Origin of the sequence: Trinickia mobilis (assembly GCF_017315705.1) — a bacterium.
Classification (GTDB): Bacteria; Pseudomonadota; Gammaproteobacteria; order Burkholderiales; family Burkholderiaceae; genus Trinickia_A; species Trinickia_A mobilis.
The window spans coordinates 95363-111465 of record NZ_JAFLRF010000016.1; the positions used below are offsets into that span (position 1 = coordinate 95363).

General features: G+C 63.2%; 14 protein-coding genes and 1 tRNA gene. 9 read left to right on the forward strand and 6 right to left on the reverse strand.

The genetic code is table 11. The features are described from left to right. Positions 1 to 80: 80 nt before the first annotated feature. The 3 genes from J3489_RS21735 to ompR form a co-directional block, all read right to left on the reverse strand. Positions 81 to 629 (reverse strand): peroxiredoxin, encoded by a 549-nt coding sequence (locus J3489_RS21735; protein WP_207001525.1) that lies wholly within the window; start codon positions 627 to 629, stop codon positions 81 to 83. Between the two features lie 215 nt (positions 630 to 844). Beyond that, positions 845 to 2194 (reverse strand): ATP-binding protein, encoded by a 1350-nt coding sequence (locus J3489_RS21740; RefSeq protein ID WP_207001527.1) that lies wholly within the window; start codon positions 2192 to 2194, stop codon positions 845 to 847. Positions 2195 to 2231: 37 nt separating this feature from the next. Then, a complete protein-coding gene (gene ompR / locus J3489_RS21745) occupies positions 2232 to 2966 on the reverse strand; it encodes an osmolarity response regulator transcription factor OmpR (protein WP_374193471.1) in 735 nt (244 codons plus the stop codon). A gap of 216 nt (positions 2967 to 3182) precedes the next feature. Here ompR and J3489_RS21750 point away from each other — a divergent pair, with 216 nt between their 5' ends. The 3 genes from J3489_RS21750 (at position 3183) to J3489_RS21760 (ending at position 6758) form a co-directional block, all read left to right on the forward strand. Continuing rightward, positions 3183 to 3542: a hypothetical protein gene (locus tag J3489_RS21750; protein ID WP_374193472.1), complete on the forward strand. Its 360-nt coding sequence runs from the start codon at positions 3183 to 3185 to the stop codon at positions 3540 to 3542. 208 nt (positions 3543 to 3750) lie between these two features. Beyond that, entirely contained in the window at positions 3751 to 5406 is a 1656-nt protein-coding gene (locus tag J3489_RS21755; RefSeq protein ID WP_242540192.1) for a DUF1800 domain-containing protein, read from the forward strand. 113 nt (positions 5407 to 5519) lie between these two features. After that, complete coding sequence (locus tag J3489_RS21760; RefSeq protein ID WP_207001528.1) at positions 5520 to 6758, forward strand: DUF1501 domain-containing protein; 1239 nt, start codon at positions 5520 to 5522, stop codon at positions 6756 to 6758. 46 nt (positions 6759 to 6804) lie between these two features. Here the strand turns inward: J3489_RS21760 and J3489_RS21765 are convergent, their stop codons facing one another. Further along, the gene (locus J3489_RS21765; protein ID WP_207001571.1) at positions 6805 to 7638 is read right to left on the reverse strand and encodes a squalene/phytoene synthase family protein; all 834 of its coding nucleotides are present in this window, start codon (positions 7636 to 7638) and stop codon (positions 6805 to 6807) included. 236 nt (positions 7639 to 7874) lie between these two features. Here J3489_RS21765 and J3489_RS21770 point away from each other — a divergent pair. The 3 genes from J3489_RS21770 to J3489_RS21780 all read left to right on the forward strand — a co-directional run bounded on the left by J3489_RS21770 (position 7875) and on the right by J3489_RS21780 (position 9953). After that, a tRNA-Leu gene (locus J3489_RS21770) sits at positions 7875 to 7961 on the forward strand. Positions 7962 to 8195: 234 nt separating this feature from the next. Further along, complete coding sequence (locus J3489_RS21775; RefSeq protein WP_207001530.1) at positions 8196 to 8951, forward strand: class II aldolase/adducin family protein; 756 nt, start codon at positions 8196 to 8198, stop codon at positions 8949 to 8951. Positions 8952 to 8957: 6 nt separating this feature from the next. Further along, positions 8958 to 9953, forward strand: a complete 996-nt coding sequence (locus J3489_RS21780) for a 2-dehydropantoate 2-reductase (protein ID WP_242540194.1) — start codon at positions 8958 to 8960, stop codon at positions 9951 to 9953. A 53-nt stretch (positions 9954 to 10006) separates the two neighbouring features. On the opposite strand, the gene J3489_RS21785 is transcribed toward J3489_RS21780, so the two are convergent. Together J3489_RS21785 and J3489_RS21790 are read right to left on the reverse strand one after the other, a co-directional pair. Further along, positions 10007 to 10459 (reverse strand): MarR family winged helix-turn-helix transcriptional regulator, encoded by a 453-nt coding sequence (locus J3489_RS21785; protein ID WP_207001532.1) that lies wholly within the window; start codon positions 10457 to 10459, stop codon positions 10007 to 10009. A 90-nt stretch (positions 10460 to 10549) separates the two neighbouring features. After that, complete coding sequence (locus J3489_RS21790) at positions 10550 to 11692, reverse strand: glycerate kinase (RefSeq protein ID WP_207001534.1); 1143 nt, start codon at positions 11690 to 11692, stop codon at positions 10550 to 10552. A 622-nt stretch (positions 11693 to 12314) separates the two neighbouring features. Between J3489_RS21790 and tig the strand changes: the two genes are divergently transcribed. The 3 genes from tig (at position 12315) to clpX (ending at position 15931) form a co-directional block, all read left to right on the forward strand. Continuing rightward, entirely contained in the window at positions 12315 to 13667 is a 1353-nt protein-coding gene (gene tig, locus J3489_RS21795) for a trigger factor (protein WP_207001536.1), read from the forward strand. Positions 13668 to 13812: 145 nt separating this feature from the next. Beyond that, the gene (clpP, locus tag J3489_RS21800) at positions 13813 to 14466 is read left to right on the forward strand and encodes an ATP-dependent Clp endopeptidase proteolytic subunit ClpP (protein ID WP_136896416.1); all 654 of its coding nucleotides are present in this window, start codon (positions 13813 to 13815) and stop codon (positions 14464 to 14466) included. 193 nt (positions 14467 to 14659) lie between these two features. Next, complete coding sequence (gene clpX, locus J3489_RS21805; RefSeq protein ID WP_207001538.1) at positions 14660 to 15931, forward strand: ATP-dependent Clp protease ATP-binding subunit ClpX; 1272 nt, start codon at positions 14660 to 14662, stop codon at positions 15929 to 15931. Positions 15932 to 16103: the final 172 nt, after the last annotated feature.

The window sequence follows — 16103 nt, forward strand, 5'->3', positions numbered from 1 at the left end:
TCCATTGACTTCTCCTATCGGTTTGCCGATAAAAAAGCCCGCCGGCTTTGAAGCTTAGCGGGCTTTTTCCGAAGCAAGGCTTAGATCGTTGCGCCGCCGACTGCACGGTTACACGGGCACAGCTCGTCCGTTTGCAGGCCGTCCAGCAGGCGCAGGATTTCTTCCGGGTTACGGCCGACGTTCAGGTTGTTCACCGAAACGTGCTGGATCGTGTTGTCCGGGTCGACGATGAACGTCGCGCGCAGGGCCACGCCGGCTTCCTTGTCGCGCACGCCCAACTGGTCGATCAGCTCGCCTTTCACGTCGCCGAACGCGTAGTGGTTCAGCTTGTTCAGGTCCTTGTGCTCGCGGCGCCATGCCAGCTTCACGAACTCATTGTCGACGCTGCCGCCGAGCAGAACGGCGTCGCGCTCAGCGAAGTCCTTTTGAAGCTTCGCGAACTCGACGATTTCCGTCGGGCAGACGAACGTGAAATCCTTCGGGTAGAAATAGATGATTTTCCACTTGCCCGGGAACGACGTTTCGGTGATTTCTTCGAACGCCGATTGGCCGTTTTCTTCGGGGTGGTTAAAGCCAGGCTTGGCGGCAGTAACAGTGAAAGCTTCGAGTTTATCGCCCACGGTCTTCATGCGGATACTCCTGTGTGAGGTTGGGAAAACTTCCGGTTCAAGCTACTTGCTCGCTGTAACGTCTGCGTTACACAGGTCAAGCTATGGCTCTATTATATTATTCCACCAATAGATTTTTCCTAATGAGGCGGATAGTTTTTATTGCGGTGCAGCGAAAGACCTCGCGGTGGCGCCCGCCACTGCTCCTGTGCTAGGGGATGGGTGACTGGGCGGCTTTAGCCGCCTCGGGCGAGCGGGAACTCGATCGTGACTTCCAGTCCCGGGCCGGGCGACCGGTTGCGCAGCCGCAGCGCGCCGCGGTGGCGGCCCACGAGCCGTTGCACGATCGCCATGCCGAGACCGGTGCCGCTCGCCTGCGTGCGCGCCGTATTGACGCGATAGAACGGGCGGGTGACGAGCGGCAGTTGATCCTCAGGGATGCCTGGGCCCTCGTCCAGCACCGACAACTCGACCCGCGAATGCGACACGCGCGTCTCGAGCATGATGTGCGGGATGCCGTCGTTTTCACTGTGCCCGTACTTGCGGGCGTTTTCCAGCAGATTGCCGACCACGCGCCGCACATCGGTCGCATCGGCTTCGATCACTGCCGACGGCGCAAGCCGCGTGATCAGCCGCACGCCATCTTCGGTGGCCAGGCGTGACGCCATTTCTCCTACGATCAACGAAAGGTCGACGGGTTCCGGCATGCGCTGCACGGGACGAGCGTAGTCAAGGAACCGGCCGATGATCATGTCCATCTGCTCGATGTCGTCGATCATCGCGTTCTTCGTCGCCTGGTCGGACGGACTCATCTCGGTTTCGAGACGCAGACGCGCGAGCGGCGTGCGCAGGTCGTGCGAGATGCCCGCGAGCATCAAGGCGCGGTCGGCGTCGAGCTGCTCGAGGTCGCGCACCATCTGGTTGAAGCTGCGGTTGGTTTCCGCCGCCACGCCCATGCCTTTCTCGGGCAGCGGCTCAGGCGATTGCCCCGAGCCGACCTTGCGCGCCGCTATCGCAAGACGCGCGAACGGCCGGTTCACGAGACTCGTGATGAACGCTGCGCCGAAGAGCGACAGCGCGAGCGCAAAGACACCCCAGCCGGCCCATTGCAGGCCCGTCACATTATCGAGCTGATCGCGGTCGAGGGCGACCCAGTAATCGTCGTCGTCGATCTTGAAACTGATCCAGACGCCGGGGATGTCGTTGACCGATTGCGCGATGACCGTATCCTCGCCAAGGCGCCCGCGGATGTCATGCTCGATCAGCCGGTTGAGCGATTCGTCGGGCTGCAGCTTGTACTTGTCGGTGGTTTCGCGCGGATAGACGCGCACGCCCTCATTGCTCTCCAGATCCTGCAATAGCGCGCGCCGCAAGTCGGGATCGGAATAGAGAAGTGCGGTACGCGTGAGCTTGACGACCGCGACTAGCTGCAGCGCGACGCGCTGCGCGCGCGGCTCGCGCTCGATCACGCGAAAGCTTTGAAACCACGCGGCAAGGCTGACTGCGATGAGCAGGGCGATCAGCAGGAAGGTTCGCCAGAAGAGCCCGCCGAACGCGTGCGTCATCAGGCGCCGGTCGATGCGCATGAGCCCTTCTTATGGAGTGAGTACGCCAGAAAGCGCGTCAAGCCGCGCCGTCGGGAATGAAGACGTAGCCGAGGCCCCAAACGGTCTGAATGAAGCGCGGGCTGCCCGGGTCGGGCTCGATCAGCTTGCGCAGACGCGAAATTTGCACATCGAGGCTGCGATCGAACACTTCGTATTCGCGGCCCCGTGCGAGCTCCATCAGCTTTTCGCGCGACAGTGGCTGGCGCGGATGGCGGGCGAACACCTTCAGCACGGAGAACTCGCCGGTGGTGAGCGGAATTTCTTGGCCCGACTTCGTGAGCGTGCGCGTGGCGAGATTCAACGCGAACTCGCCGAACTCGAACACTTCGGTCGTTTCCGACGGCGCGCCCGGCAGTTCCGACGGCGACTGGCGGCGCAGCACCGCGTGAATGCGAGCGACGAGCTCGCGCGGATTGAAAGGTTTCGGCAGGTAATCGTCGGCGCCCATTTCGAGGCCGACGATGCGGTCGACGTCTTCACCCTTGGCCGTCAGCATGATGATCGGCGTGCGGTCGTTGCTGCCGCGCAGGCGCCGGCAGATCGACAACCCGTCCTCGCCGGGCAGCATGAGGTCGAGCACGAGCAGGTCGAAGCGCTCGCGGACCCACAGCTTGTTCATCGACGGGGCGTTTTCGGCAACGTACACGTTGAAGCCTTGCTCGCCGAGATAGCGCCGCAACAGGTCGCGTAAGCGCGGATCGTCGTCGACTACAAGGATTTTCGAAGGGTTTTTGGTTTCCATGGTCGGCATCTTAGCGCGATTAGAAAGGTGAGCGCGGGCGCGGGATTTCCTGGGTTACAGTCAGTTACAAAATTTACCTGGCAAGTGGCACGGCGTAAAGCATGCTTGCATACACTCCTTTACGGATGGCGGCCGTTCAGTAGATACTTCAACCCATATCACTTATTCACATCCGATACACCCGACTTTCTCACCGGGTTCGCACAAGTAATTCGAGGTAGCCGGTTGCCGCACGACGAAGGGAACAAGATGACCGGAGGGGTTTGGCCGAATGCGCGCATCAAAGTGGTCGCGCTAGCTTTGGCCGGCGGACTCGCCAGCGCGGCCAGTCCGATTTGCGTTCACGCCGAATCGTTCAAAGAACATCCATCCCAGTGGCATCAGGCATATCGCCGCAAGGTGGCTCAGGCGGTGCGTGCGGATCACCCCACGCCACCCGATCGCCCCGCGTCCGAAGCCATCGTGCGTGCGGCCGTCCCGCCGGATCTTGATCGACAGCGCCGCGATGGCCACATGACGCCGGAAGAGCGGCGCTTGCTGCGCCAGCATATTGAAGACGCGGTGCGCGAGCTTTACAAGCGCTGATTCGCTCCGCTCGATATTGCGCAATTCCAATGCGTAAATTTCACTTCGCAAACGTTTAACTCAACAGATTAAACGTTGGTGCTCGTCGAAAAATTTCGTAGCAATTTCATCGTCAACTTGACGGCGGAACGTGCCGTTGAGTAGCACAATCCCCGTAGTGATTTAGGTTGCCGGCAGACTATCGATCCGATGCTCCGAGCGACACACGATGAAAATCCAATCCGCTTTGAAGATCAGGCTGTCGATGGCCACGTGCGTCCTGGCGCTGGCGGCCGCCGTGTCGGCATTGACGATGCCCGACGCGCAAGCGCAAGCCGCGAGCGCCGTTCATTCGCTCAAGGCGAAGCATCACAAGGCACACGTTGCCGTGCCCGATGGCCCCGATCAGCCGCTTCTCGACGCGAACGACGCGCGCTTCTTTTTGACCCGCGTGGGCTTCGCGCCCGATTCCAACGAAGTCGCTCCATACGTTGGCCTCTCGCGCGAGCAGGCGGTCGATAAAGTGCTCGGGGCTGCGCGTACGCAAGCCGTCACGCCGTTGCCGGTCTGGGCCAGCGAGCCGATCCCGACGCGCGCCGAGCAGCGCGAACGGATGCCCGACGAGCGTCGCGCCGAACAGCAGACGCGCGGTCAGCGCTACGAAGCGCTGCGCGCGTGGTGGGTGCGCGAGATGGTGGTCACGCCGTCGCCGCTCACCGAACGGATGACGCTCTTCTGGCACAACCACTTCACGTCGGGCCAGGACAAGGTCGGCTATCCGCAGGTGATGCTCGCGCAGGACGTGCTATTGCGGCGCGAAGCGCTCGGCAACTTCGGGGTCATGCTGCATGACGTCGCGAAAGACCCGGCGATGCTGCTTTATCTCGATGGTGCGAGCAATCGCAAGGGGCGACCGAACGAAAATTTCGCGCGCGAGGCGATGGAGCTCTTCACGCTCGGCGAAGGCCACTACTCGCAGCACGACGTATCGGAAGCGGCGCGCGCGTATACCGGCTGGGCCGTCGATCCCGACACGCAGGCGTTCGTCTTCCGGCCGCAGTTGCATGACGACGGCCTGAAGACCGTGCTTGGCCGAACCGGCCCGTTCGACGGCGACCAGGTGCTCGACATCCTGCTCGCTCAGCCCGAGACGGCGACGCTCGTGACCACGGAGCTTTGGCGCGAGTTCGTTTCCGAGGCGCCGGACGCGGTGCAGATCGCGCCGATCGCCGATCGCTTCAGGGCGAGCCGCTACGACATCAAAGTGGCGCTGCGCGGGCTGTTCCTTTCCGACGCGTTCTGGAACGAGGACAACCGCGGCGTGCTGGTGAAGTCGCCGGTCGAATTCGTCGTCGGGACGCTGCGCGAATTCGACGTTGCCTATGACGGCACGGAGCCATTCGCAGGCGCCATTCGCAACCTCGGCGAAAACCTGTTCTATCCGCCGAACGTGAAGGGATGGCCGGGCGGGCAGGCGTGGATCAACAGCTCGACGCTGCTCGCGCGCAAGCAATTCGTCGAGCAGTTGTTCCGCGCGACCGAGCCGGGCAAGCTGCATCCGATGAAGCTCGGCGCGGCGGGCGCAGGCTCTCCCGGCATCAGCATGGCCGGTGGCGGAATGGCCGCCGCGAGCCCGACCGTAGCGGCAAACACGCGAGCGCAGAAAGCGATGGCAAAAGCCGGACCCGGCAGCATGCGCTTCGATCTCGACGGCTGGCTCGCGCAATTCGGCGCGGCGCCGAGCGGCAAGCCGGGGCTGTCGGCCGAGTTGCAATTGCAGCATGCGGTCCTGCCGATTGCGCCGGTCGATGCGATCGATACCGACTCGACCGGCAGTGCCTATCTCGAGGCGCTTTTGATGGACCCGGCCTACCAGCTTAAATAAGTCCGCCCGCGCGCTCAACGAACGCGCGCGCAGGAGCGGGCGACAGCGATGAAAACGCCGCGAACGTGTGGGGGCACTTCGCTTGCAACGCGACAATCGAACGAGGAGCTGCAATGAAGAGACGCGATTTCCTTGCGACAGCCGCCGCTAGCGGCGCATCGCTTTGGCGGCCGTTGTCGTTCGCCGGCGAGCCGCGGCGCAATGCCGCGGGCGCGTCGCTGCGAACTTACCGCAACCTCCTGATCCTCGTTGAGCTGAAGGGCGGCAACGACGGGCTGAACACCGTCATTCCCTACGCCGATCCAGCCTACCGGACGCTGCGCAAGAACATCGGCATCAAGCGCGAGCAGATGATTCCGCTCGACGATCGCACCGCGCTGCATCCGTCGCTTCAAACGCTGATGCCGCTTTGGCAGGCCAAGCAATTGGCGATCGTCCAGGGCCTCAGCTATCCGCAACCGAACTTGTCACATTTCCGCTCGATCGAGATCTGGGATACGGCGTCGCGCTCCGACGAATATCTGCGCGAGGGGTGGCTGACGCGTGCCTTCGCGGAAGCGCCCGTGCCGTCGACTTTCGCGGCCGATGGCGTAGTGATCGGCAGCGCGGAAATGGGTCCGCTCGCCAACGGCGCGCGAGCGATCGCGCTCGTGAATCCGACGCAGTTCGTGCGCGCGTCGCGTCTCGCGACGCCGGTTTCGCTGCACGAACGCAACCCCGAGCTCGAGCACATACTCGACGTCGAGAACGACATCGTGAAGGCAGCCGACCGGTTGCGGCCCGCCGTCAACGGCGCGGCGCGCGACGGCCAGTATCCGTTGAAGACCGCCTTTGCTCCGGGGGCGTTCGGCACGTCGATCAAGACGGCGATGCAGGTGCTCGCGGCATGCGACACGCCGCAGGGACGGCCGAAAGCAGGGCAAGGCGTCGCGGTGATCCGTCTCACGTTGAACGGCTTCGATACTCACCAGAACCAGCCCGGCCAACAGGCCGCCTTGCTCAAGCAGCTTGCGGACGGCTTCGCGTCGATGCGTTCGGCGCTGATCGAGCTCGGCCGTTGGGACAACACGCTCGTGGTGACGTACGCGGAATTCGGCCGGCGCCCGCGCGAAAACGAGAGCAACGGCACGGATCACGGGACGGCGGCGCCTCACTTCGTGACGGGCGGACTCGTGCGCGGCGGACTATACGGCGCGGCGCCTGATCTTGCCCGGCTCGATGGGAATGGCAACCTGCCCGTCGGCGTGGACTTCCGGCAGATCTATGCGACCGTGCTCGGACCGTGGTGGGGGCTCGACGCGTCGAGCGTTCTTGGACAGCGCTTCGAGCCGCTGCCATTGCTGCGGGTCTAGCGCGCGGCGCGGACGGCATTTCGCGGCACCGCCAGGATCGCGCCGGCTAGCGTTTGCGCGCGGCGCGCCAGGCGATCCACAGCTTGCGGATCGGCGTCAGTGCGATGCGCTGGTGCAGCACCTGGTAGCCGTCGCGTTCGATTTCGTCGAGCACGGACAGCGCGAGCGCCACCTGCGCGCGCAGCGTGCGCTGGGTGCCGCGTTCCGCGATCGGAATGCCGGCCAGCGCCGTCTTCAGCGCGTCGCGGGCGCGACCCGTCTGGAAGCGCATCAGTTCGGTAAACGCTGCGCTGTATTTCCGATTGATCAAATCGGCTGCCGTCACCTGATAGCGCTGCAATTCATCGATCGGAACATAGATGCGGCCGTGTCGAGCGTCATTGCCCAGTTCCTGCACGAACTGCGCGAGCATCAGCGCATTGCCGATCGGTTTCGCCCATTCGGCGGCATGGTGCGGATCGCGCGCGGTGGCGCGCGCGACCGTCGCGGCGAAGGTTCCGCCGACGTGCTCGATATAGCGGCGCAGATTCGGAAAATCGAGGTAGCGCGCCTGATCGAGGTCCATCTGGAAGCCGGCGACGAGCGCCTGCAGCGCGTCTTCTTCCGCGCGCACGTCGCTGCAGTGCGCGGCGAGTGCGAGCGATACCGGATGCGATGGCTGCCCCGCGGCCAGCGCCGCCGTCTCCTTTTGCCACCAGGCGAGCTTGGTGCGGCCGACGGTCGGGTCGCTCGTTTCCTGCACGGTTTCTTCGAGTTCGCGGCGAAGCGCAAAGAGCGCGGTGAGAAGAGGCTGGCGTGCCAGCGGCGCCTGGCGCAGCGCGTAGTAAGCACTCGAGCCGGGCGGCGCCGCTTTTTGCTGGCAATATTCGTCGAAATTCACTTGAGCGGGGACTTGGAGGATGCGGATTGCGCCGCAAGGGGCGCGCATGTCGCCATGCGGGCAGTCGGGAATTCTAGCATCGAGGCGTGTCGAGAGTTGCAGACAACGCCGTGCGAATCAGTTAGAATCTCGCGCTTGCACTTTTCGATGCGAAGATCGCCCGGCCCGCGAGGCGGGGCGAGCAGCGAAAAGCGCGCCATACAGCGGACGCCGCGTGCAATGCGCGGCAGCCGATTGCGAGGATGGCGAAATTGGTAGACGCACCAGGTTTAGGTCCTGACGCCCGCAAGGGTGTGCGGGTTCGAGTCCCGCTCCTCGCACCACGACTTTTGTCGATCGATATTCTCCGCTTGTCGCCATTTGCACGGCCCGCGCGCTTTATGCGCGTTTGCTTTGTGCTGTCTGCTCTTTCTGAGGATTCTGGAAGGCGAACGTGATCCGTCCGGCTTTTCAAACTGGCGCCGTAACGCATCGATTTGGTTGCGCGCACAACTAATTTCACCTATTCTGGTTCGATCGAAGCGCTGTTCTCACGTGCTGCACGCGAGGAGATCGAGATGGAAGTCGCCGAATCCGCAAACCTGACCGCCGACGAGCGCGCGTTGCGCGAGCAATTGGCGGGCACCTACCGCATCTTCGCGATGCTCGGTTGGACCGAGCTGATCTACAACCACATCACCTTGCGCGTTCCCGGCCCCGACACGCATTTCCTGATCAATCCGTTTGGCTTGCACTACACGGAAGTCACCGCGTCGAATCTCGTCAAGATCGATCTCCAGGGGCGCGTGATCGGTGAGTCGACGCATCGCGTGAATCCGGCGGGTTTCGTCGTGCATGCGGCGATTCACCGGGCTCTGCCGGACGCGCATTGCGTCATGCACACGCATACTACGGCGGGCCTTGCCGTCGCATGCTCCGAGGCCGGCCTCGAGAATTCGAACTTCTATTCCGCACAGCTCGAAGGGATGGTCGCGTATCACGACTTCGAGGGCATCACGGTGCGCGCCGACGAGGGTCCGCGGCTCCTCGCCAACCTCGGCGACAGGCGTCTCCTGATCCTGCGCAACCACGGACTGCTTGCGATCGGTACGACGATCGCTCAGGCGTTCGCGCGTCTGTGGACGCTCAATCGCGCCTGCGAGATCCAGCTTGCGACTGCGGCGCTGGGTCCCGCGCGGCACATCGCGGCAGAGGTCGCCGCGCGCTGCGCGCGCGACTCGCTGCAATTCGATCCGAAATACGGCGCGGGCCAGGACGTGCTGGACGCGCTGCTGCGCCGGGTCGAGCGCATCGACCCGTCTTACAAGGAGTGACATCTCATGGCGCCACAAGCAGATCAGGCAATGCGGACGACAGTCGTGGGAGCCGGAGCGATCGGCGGACTGCTCGCCGCGGCGCTCGCGCGCGCGGGGCACGACGTCAGCGTGCTCGCGCGCGGCAAGACGCTCGCCGCGATTCGCGCGAACGGCATTCGGATCATCGATGGCGAAAGCCAGACGAGCGTAGCTGTCAATGCGAACGACGATGCCGCGGTGCTCGGCGTGCAAGACTGCGTCGTGATCGCGCTCAAGGCGCAGGCGTTGCCGGATATCGCAGCGAGCCTGCGTCCGCTGGTTGGCGCGGACACGACGATCGTCGCGGCGATGAACGGCTTGCCCTGGTGGTTTCTCGACGGCGAGGAGGGGCCGCTGTCTGGCCAATCGATCGATGCCGTCGAACCGAACGGCGTGGTTTCGGCGGCCTTGCCGTGCGCTCAATCGATCGGCTGTGTCGTGCATCTGTCGTCGTCTTGCGACGCGCCAGGCGTGATCCGGCGAGGGCGCGGCAACCGGCTGATCGTCGGCGCGTCGCGCAAGTCACTCGCCGGGCGTGCGCAGGAGCTGGCTTCGGCGCTCGCGGCGGGAGGCTTCGACGCAAGCGCGTCGGACGACATCCGAAGCGAGATCTGGGCGAAGCTGTGGGGCAACATGAACATGAACCCGCTTTCCGCGTTGACCGGTTCGACGGCCGATCGCCTGCTCGACGATCCGCTCACGCATGCGCTCGTGCTGAGGATGATGGAGGAGGCCGAGGCGATCGGCGCGCGGCTAGGGTTGTCGACGGGCATGGCGGCGCCGGAACGCGTCGCGGTGACGCGCAAGCTCGGCGCGTTCAAGACATCGATGCTGCAGGACATGGAGGCGGGGCGGCCGCTCGAAATCGGGCCGATACTCGGCGTGTTTCCCGAGTTGGGCCGCAAGCTCGGCGTGCCGACGCCTTTCTGCGACGCCGTGCTCGGCCTGCTGCGCCAACGCGCTGCGAATAGCGGACTGTGACTGGCGCGTGACGCTCGGCGCCGCGGCGCGCTTTTTCTTGCGTGATCTCCACGTCATTGCGCATTCGGCAGCGCATGCGCGATCACCTTGTTGAGGGCCTGTCCGAATGCTTCGCGTTCTTTTTCGTCGAGGCAATCGAACAAATCGGCGTTCCACTTGCGCGCGATCGGCATGACCTTGCGATAGAGCACGCGGCCCTCCTCCGTCAGTGAAATGAGCACGACGCGGCCGTCATCGACGCTCGTTTCCCGTTCGACCAGACCGCGCTTGATCAGCGCCTCGGCGGCCCGGCTCGCCTGACTCTTGTCGAGGTTCGCGTGCTTTGCGAGGTCCATGATCGAGAACGGGCCGAACGAACCGACCGATGCGATCACCCGCGCCTCCGGAAGCGTGATGTCGAGCTTGGTCTGATAGAGCTCGCTGATTCCGCGATCGGACAACTTGTTCAGCACATGCATGCGATATGTCAAGAACTGATCGAGCCCGGCTTTGGCGGCGGCCTTCATAGTGCTCCCGTTGGTCGTCTTGGTGGATGCGGCTAGCGGTGGAATTGTTGCCGCATCCGGTGGGCCGGTCAACGCACTATTTCACGAACTTCACGAACCGTACTTCAAGCGCGTGAGCTGCTCGGCCTCGTTCGCAAGCAGCCGCGCAGCATCGCGAATCGCAACTTCGAGCGTGATCGGGCCGGGCGCCGGCGAGAAGCAGCCGGTGAAATGCTCCGACAGCCGCGGCAGCGCGGCGGCATCGACTGCGCCCGACAAGAGCGTTGCCGGCACGCCCGCCGCGCGCGCATGGGCGCATGCGATGTAGGGCGCCTTGCCGTGCAGGGTCTGCACATCGGAGCGGCCTTCGCCGGTGATGAGCCAGTTCGCGCCTTCGAGGGCGGTGCCGAGCCCGACTTGCGCCGCCACGACCTCCGCGCCCGGCTCGAAGCGCGCACTGAGCAGGTGAAGGGCGAAGCCGAGCCCGCCGGCCGCGCCCGCACCGGGCTGATCCCGGACCGTGCGGCCGAGTGCAGGCTCGATCAGATCGGCAAAGCTGGCGAGCGCACGGTCGATGGGCGCCACCTGGTCGGGCTTGACGCCTTTCTGCGGGCCGAAGACCGCGGTTGCGCCGTGTTCGCCGGTCAACGGATTGTCGACGTCGGACATGCCCACGAACGACGCCTGTGCCAGCCGCGGATCGAGTTGCGACACATCGACGCGCGCGAGCTTCGCAAGCTGTTCGGGCGTCGGCGCGAGCTCGCGATCGCCGGCATCGAAGAACTTCACGCCGAGGCCGGCCAGGAGACCCGCGCCGCCGTCGTTGGTGCTGCTGCCGCCAAGCGCGACAAAGAACTTGCGCACGCCGGCATCGAGCAGCGCGCGAATCGCTTCGCCCATCCCGCGCGAGTCGCGCGCCTCGACCGGCACGCTCATACCGACTTCGTCGGTGATGCCGACGATTTCGGCTGTCTCGACGATCGCGCTGCCGTCAGGCAAAAGTCCGATGGCCGCGTCGCGCGCCGCATCCGACGCGCCGCGCACGCGCAGCACGCGGCGCTCGCCGCCGCGCACGAGCATCGCGTCGAGCGTGCCTTCGCCGCCGTCGGCCATCGGACACAGGCGCACCACGGCGTCCGGCCGCGCGCGCCGGATGCCGTCGGCGATGGCTTGCGCGACTTGCTCGGCGGAGAGCGAACCTTTGAAGGAATCGGGAGCGACGACGACGACGGGCGAGGGCGTTGGATTCGGCATAGTGACTCTGAATTAATTGGTGTCGTTGCGAAGGCTCGGCCGGCCGCGCGGGCCGGCCCCGGGCCAGGCGCGGTCGCGACCTTGTGCGTTAGCTTATCAGCAGCACGTGCATCCCCGAATAAGCCTGACGGCATAGCGGAGATTGGCGCTATATTGCGCGCCGCCGACCGATTTGATTAGTCCGCAAGATGTAAAAACAGTCCGAACGGCGCTCAATTCAGCGCGCGGGTTGTGCGAGAGCGCTGAATCTGGGCTGGCCGGACAAATAGTTTGCTAGAATACTCGATTCTTCCGATCCAAACCGTGCTGCCGGTAGCAAAGGAAGCGGGTGAGAATCCGGTGATTAAGCGGCAAACAACCGGCAAGGAAGATCCGGCAACGAACGGGCAAAAGGCGCAGCAAATAGCGGGACAGCGGCGGGAACGCTGCTCGCGAGAAATCGGTAGGCGAGGACGTCGCGTAAAGCCCTGGGTCGCGGGTTCGTGGCGCACGCGGCTGCGGCGCACGAGTTGCGCAACGCGCATGCCGACGCTCCGCTGCAGCGCGAATCCGGGCGCGACACATCGGCACGGCGCGGAATAGATAACTGATTCGCTTGAATAATTTTAGGACGATTGAAGCCATGGCTAACGTTGTAGAAAACCTCGGCAAGCTCGAACGCCGCGTAACGATTTCCCTTCCGAAAGACGTGGTGCAGGAGGAAGTGAACTCGCGTATCCGCCAACTCGCGAAGAACGTTCGCATGCCGGGTTTCCGCCCTGGCAAGGTGCCGCTCAAGATGGTGACGCAACAGTATTCGGGCCAGGTCGAGGCCGAAGTGTTGAGCGACAAGGTCGGCAAGCAATTCTTCGACATCAGTCGCGCCGAGAACCTGCGCGTGGCCGGCCAGCCGAGCTTCAGCCCGAAGGAGGGCGCGGGCGATGAAGCGTTTGCGTTCGACGCCACGTTCGAGGTCTATCCGGAAGTGAAGCTGGGCGACGTGACCGCAGCGGAAATCGAGCGCACCGTGACCACGATCACGGAAGCGGAAATCGACCGCACGCTGGACATCCTGCGCAAGCAGCGCGTGCACTACCACGCGCGCGGCGAAGCCGGCGAGCACGGCGACGGCGGCGCGAACGCCGCGGCGCAAGAAGGCGATCGCGTGACGGTCGACTTCGTCGGCCAGATCGACGGCGTCGCGTTCCAAGGCGGCAGCGCCGAAGACTTCGGCTTCGTGCTCGGCGAAGGCCGCATGCTGCCGGAGTTCGAAAAGGCGGCAACCGGCGTCAAGGCAGGTGAAGCACGCGAATTCGACCTGACGTTCCCCGAGGACTACCACGGCAAGGAAGTGGCGGGTAAGACGGCGCAATTCACGATCACGATGAAGAAGATCGAATGGCCGCACCTGCCGGAGATCGACGAAGAATTCGCGAAGTCGCTCGGCATCGCCGATGGCGATCTGACGAAGATGCGCGCGGAGATCAAGGAGAACCTCGAGCGCGAAGCGAAGCGCCGCACGCAGGCCATCGTCAAGAATCAAGTGATGGATGCGCTCCTGAAGATCGCCGAGCTCGACGTGCCGAACGCGCTGATCGAACAAGACCAGCAGCGCCTTGTCGAGATGGCCCGTCAGGATCTCGCGCAACGCGGCGTGCCGAACGCAGCCGACGCGCCGATTCCGGCCGAAATGTTCAAGGAGCAAGCCGAGCGCCGCGTGAAGCTCGGCCTCGTGCTCGCCGAGCTCGTGAAGGAGAACAAACTCGAAGCGAAGCCTGAGCAGATTCGCGCCGAAGTCGACGAATTCGCGAAAAGCTACGAAGACCCGAAGGAAGTCGTCCGCTGGTATTATTCCAACCAGCAGCGCCTTGCTGAAATGGAAGCGTACGTCGTTGAGAGCAACGTCGTCGAGTTCGTGCTCGGCAAGGCCAAGGTGACGGACAAGGAAGTAAGCTTCGAAGCACTGGCAAGCGCAACGGCGCAAGCGCAAGCTTAAGCGTCGGTGCAACGGCGTGCCGGCTGTCGGAGCGACGGCCTGCACGCCTTTTTTTCTGTTGCGGCGTTGGGCGCAGCGTGTGCTGCAGAGTCGCTCGCCGCTTTGCTTGCCGTTTCAAGACTAATTCCGAACAAGGACCCATTGCATGACCTCACGCGCTCAATTGCTGGACACGTTGGCCTCCCACGCGCCGCGGGATCTGGAAGCGCAGGCGCTCGGGCTCGTTCCGATCGTCGTGGAAACGAGCGGCCGGGGCGAGCGTTCGTACGATATCTACTCGCGGCTGCTGAAAGAGCGCATCGTCTTCATGGTCGGCGAAGTGAACGACCAGACCGCGAATCTCGTGGTTGCGCAGTTGCTGTTCCTCGAAAGCGAAAATCCGGACAAGGACATCAACCTGTACATCAACAGCCCGGGTGGTTCGGTATCGGCCGGGATGGCAATCTACGACACGATGCAGTTCATTAAGCCGGACGTCTCGACGCTATGCATGGGCCTCGCCGCCAGCATGGGCGCGTTCCTGCTGGCTGCCGGCGCGAAGGGCAAGCGTTTCGCGCTGCCCAATGCGCGCGTGATGATCCATCAGCCGCTGGGCGGCGCTCGCGGTCAGGCGTCGGACATCGAAATTCAGGCGCGCGAGATCCTGTATTTGAAGGAAAGGCTGAACCAGTTGCTGGCGCACCACACGGGGCAGCCGGTCGAGCGCATTGCGCGCGACACCGATCGCGATAACTTCATGTCGGGCGACGACGCGCAGGCTTATGGGCTCGTCGACCAGGTGATGCACAAGCGTCCTTGATCCAATCGGCATTCGTCCCTAAATAGGGCGAATGCCGACTCAAGCGGCGCCGTGAAATAGTCGATAATAGGTCTGAGCGCCGGCGGCAAGACGCCGTCATACGCACGTTTCGCCAATTTGTTCCGACCCCGTGTTTGGAGAGGTCGGGAAACGGCGTACCATGTCATTCGAGTGTCCGGAGGCTCATATATCCATGGCGGACAAGAAAGGTTCGAACAGCGAGAAGCTGTTGTATTGCTCGTTTTGCGGGAAGAGCCAGCATGAGGTGAAAAAACTGATTGCGGGCCCGTCGGTGTTCATCTGCGATGAATGCATCGATCTGTGCAACGAGATCATTCGCGACGAAGCAGCGGGCGCGGGTACCGACGCGGGCCTGTCCAAATCGGACTTGCCGAGTCCGCAGGAAATTCGCGACATCCTCGATCAATACGTGATCGGGCAGGAGCGCGCGAAGAAGATTCTTGCTGTGGCCGTGTACAACCACTACAAGCGGCTCAAGCATCTCGACAAGAAAGACGACATCGAGCTGTCGAAGAGCAACATTCTCCTGATCGGCCCGACCGGTTCGGGCAAGACGCTGCTTGCGCAGACGCTCGCGCGCCTCTTGAACGTGCCGTTCGTGATTGCGGATGCGACGACGCTGACCGAAGCCGGCTATGTCGGCGAAGACGTCGAGAACATCATTCAGAAGCTCCTCCAGAATTGCAATTACGAAGTCGATAAGGCGCAGCGCGGGATCGTCTACATCGACGAAATCGACAAGATCAGCCGCAAGTCCGATAACCCCTCGATCACCCGCGACGTGTCGGGTGAAGGCGTGCAGCAGGCGCTCCTGAAGCTCGTCGAGGGCACGATGGCGTCGGTGCCGCCGCAAGGCGGCCGTAAGCACCCGAACCAGGATTTCATTCAGGTCGATACGACCAACATTCTGTTTGTCTGTGGTGGCGCGTTCGACGGCCTGGAAAAAGTCATTACCGACCGTACCGAGAAAACCGGCATCGGCTTTGGCGCGACCGTGAAAAGCAAGCAGGATCGTGACGCAGGCGAAGTGCTGCGCGAGGTCGAGCCCGAAGACTTGATCAAATTCGGTCTGATCCCTGAATTGATCGGCCGTCTGCCGGTGGTCGCGACGCTCGGCAAGCTCGATGAGGCCGCGCTGATGAAGATTCTCGTCGAGCCGAAAAACGCGCTCGTCAAGCAATATCACAAGCTGTTCGCGATGGAACGCGTCGAGCTCGAGATCCGGCCGGCCGCGCTGCAGGCCGTGGCGCGCAAGGCGATTCGACGCAAGACCGGCGCGCGCGGGCTGCGCTCCATTCTGGAACAGGCATTGCTCGATGTGATGTACGAGCTGCCGACGATGAAAGGGGTCAGCAAAGTCATCATCGATGACAATGTCATCGACGGCGATGGCAAACCGTTATTGATCTATGAGGACGCGCCGAAAGTGGCGGGTTCGAACTGATCGGCTTTCGGTGAGTTTCATAAAAAAGCCGTTCATGGCGACGTGAGCGGCTTTTTTCGTTTATCGTGTGGGTAACACTGACTGTTTTTTGACTGCACTGAACTTTTCCCACTTGCGAAGGCTTGCAATCGCTAGCGCTGGCCTCAATTACTGAAAGAACTGATTCCACTCA

Excerpts from the sequence above, each read along its gene's own strand:
- J3489_RS21755 (WP_242540192.1), top strand. The coding sequence starts at position 3,751 with ATGAAAATCCAATCCGCTTTGAAGATCAGGCTGTCGATGGCCACGTGC.
- J3489_RS21735 (WP_207001525.1), bottom strand. The coding sequence starts at position 629 with ATGAAGACCGTGGGCGATAAACTCGAAGCTTTCACTGTTACTGCCGCC.
- J3489_RS21790 (WP_207001534.1), bottom strand. The coding sequence starts at position 11,692 with ATGCCGAATCCAACGCCCTCGCCCGTCGTCGTCGTCGCTCCCGATTCC.
- J3489_RS21740 (WP_207001527.1), bottom strand. The coding sequence starts at position 2,194 with ATGCGCATCGACCGGCGCCTGATGACGCACGCGTTCGGCGGGCTCTTC.
- clpP (WP_136896416.1), top strand. The coding sequence starts at position 13,813 with ATGACCTCACGCGCTCAATTGCTGGACACGTTGGCCTCCCACGCGCCG.
- J3489_RS21785 (WP_207001532.1), bottom strand. The coding sequence starts at position 10,459 with ATGAAGGCCGCCGCCAAAGCCGGGCTCGATCAGTTCTTGACATATCGC.
- tig (WP_207001536.1), top strand. The coding sequence starts at position 12,315 with ATGGCTAACGTTGTAGAAAACCTCGGCAAGCTCGAACGCCGCGTAACG.
- J3489_RS21775 (WP_207001530.1), top strand. The coding sequence starts at position 8,196 with ATGGAAGTCGCCGAATCCGCAAACCTGACCGCCGACGAGCGCGCGTTG.
- ompR (WP_374193471.1), bottom strand. The coding sequence starts at position 2,966 with ATGCCGACCATGGAAACCAAAAACCCTTCGAAAATCCTTGTAGTCGAC.
- clpX (WP_207001538.1), top strand. The coding sequence starts at position 14,660 with ATGGCGGACAAGAAAGGTTCGAACAGCGAGAAGCTGTTGTATTGCTCG.
- J3489_RS21780 (WP_242540194.1), top strand. The coding sequence starts at position 8,958 with ATGGCGCCACAAGCAGATCAGGCAATGCGGACGACAGTCGTGGGAGCC.
- J3489_RS21760 (WP_207001528.1), top strand. The coding sequence starts at position 5,520 with ATGAAGAGACGCGATTTCCTTGCGACAGCCGCCGCTAGCGGCGCATCG.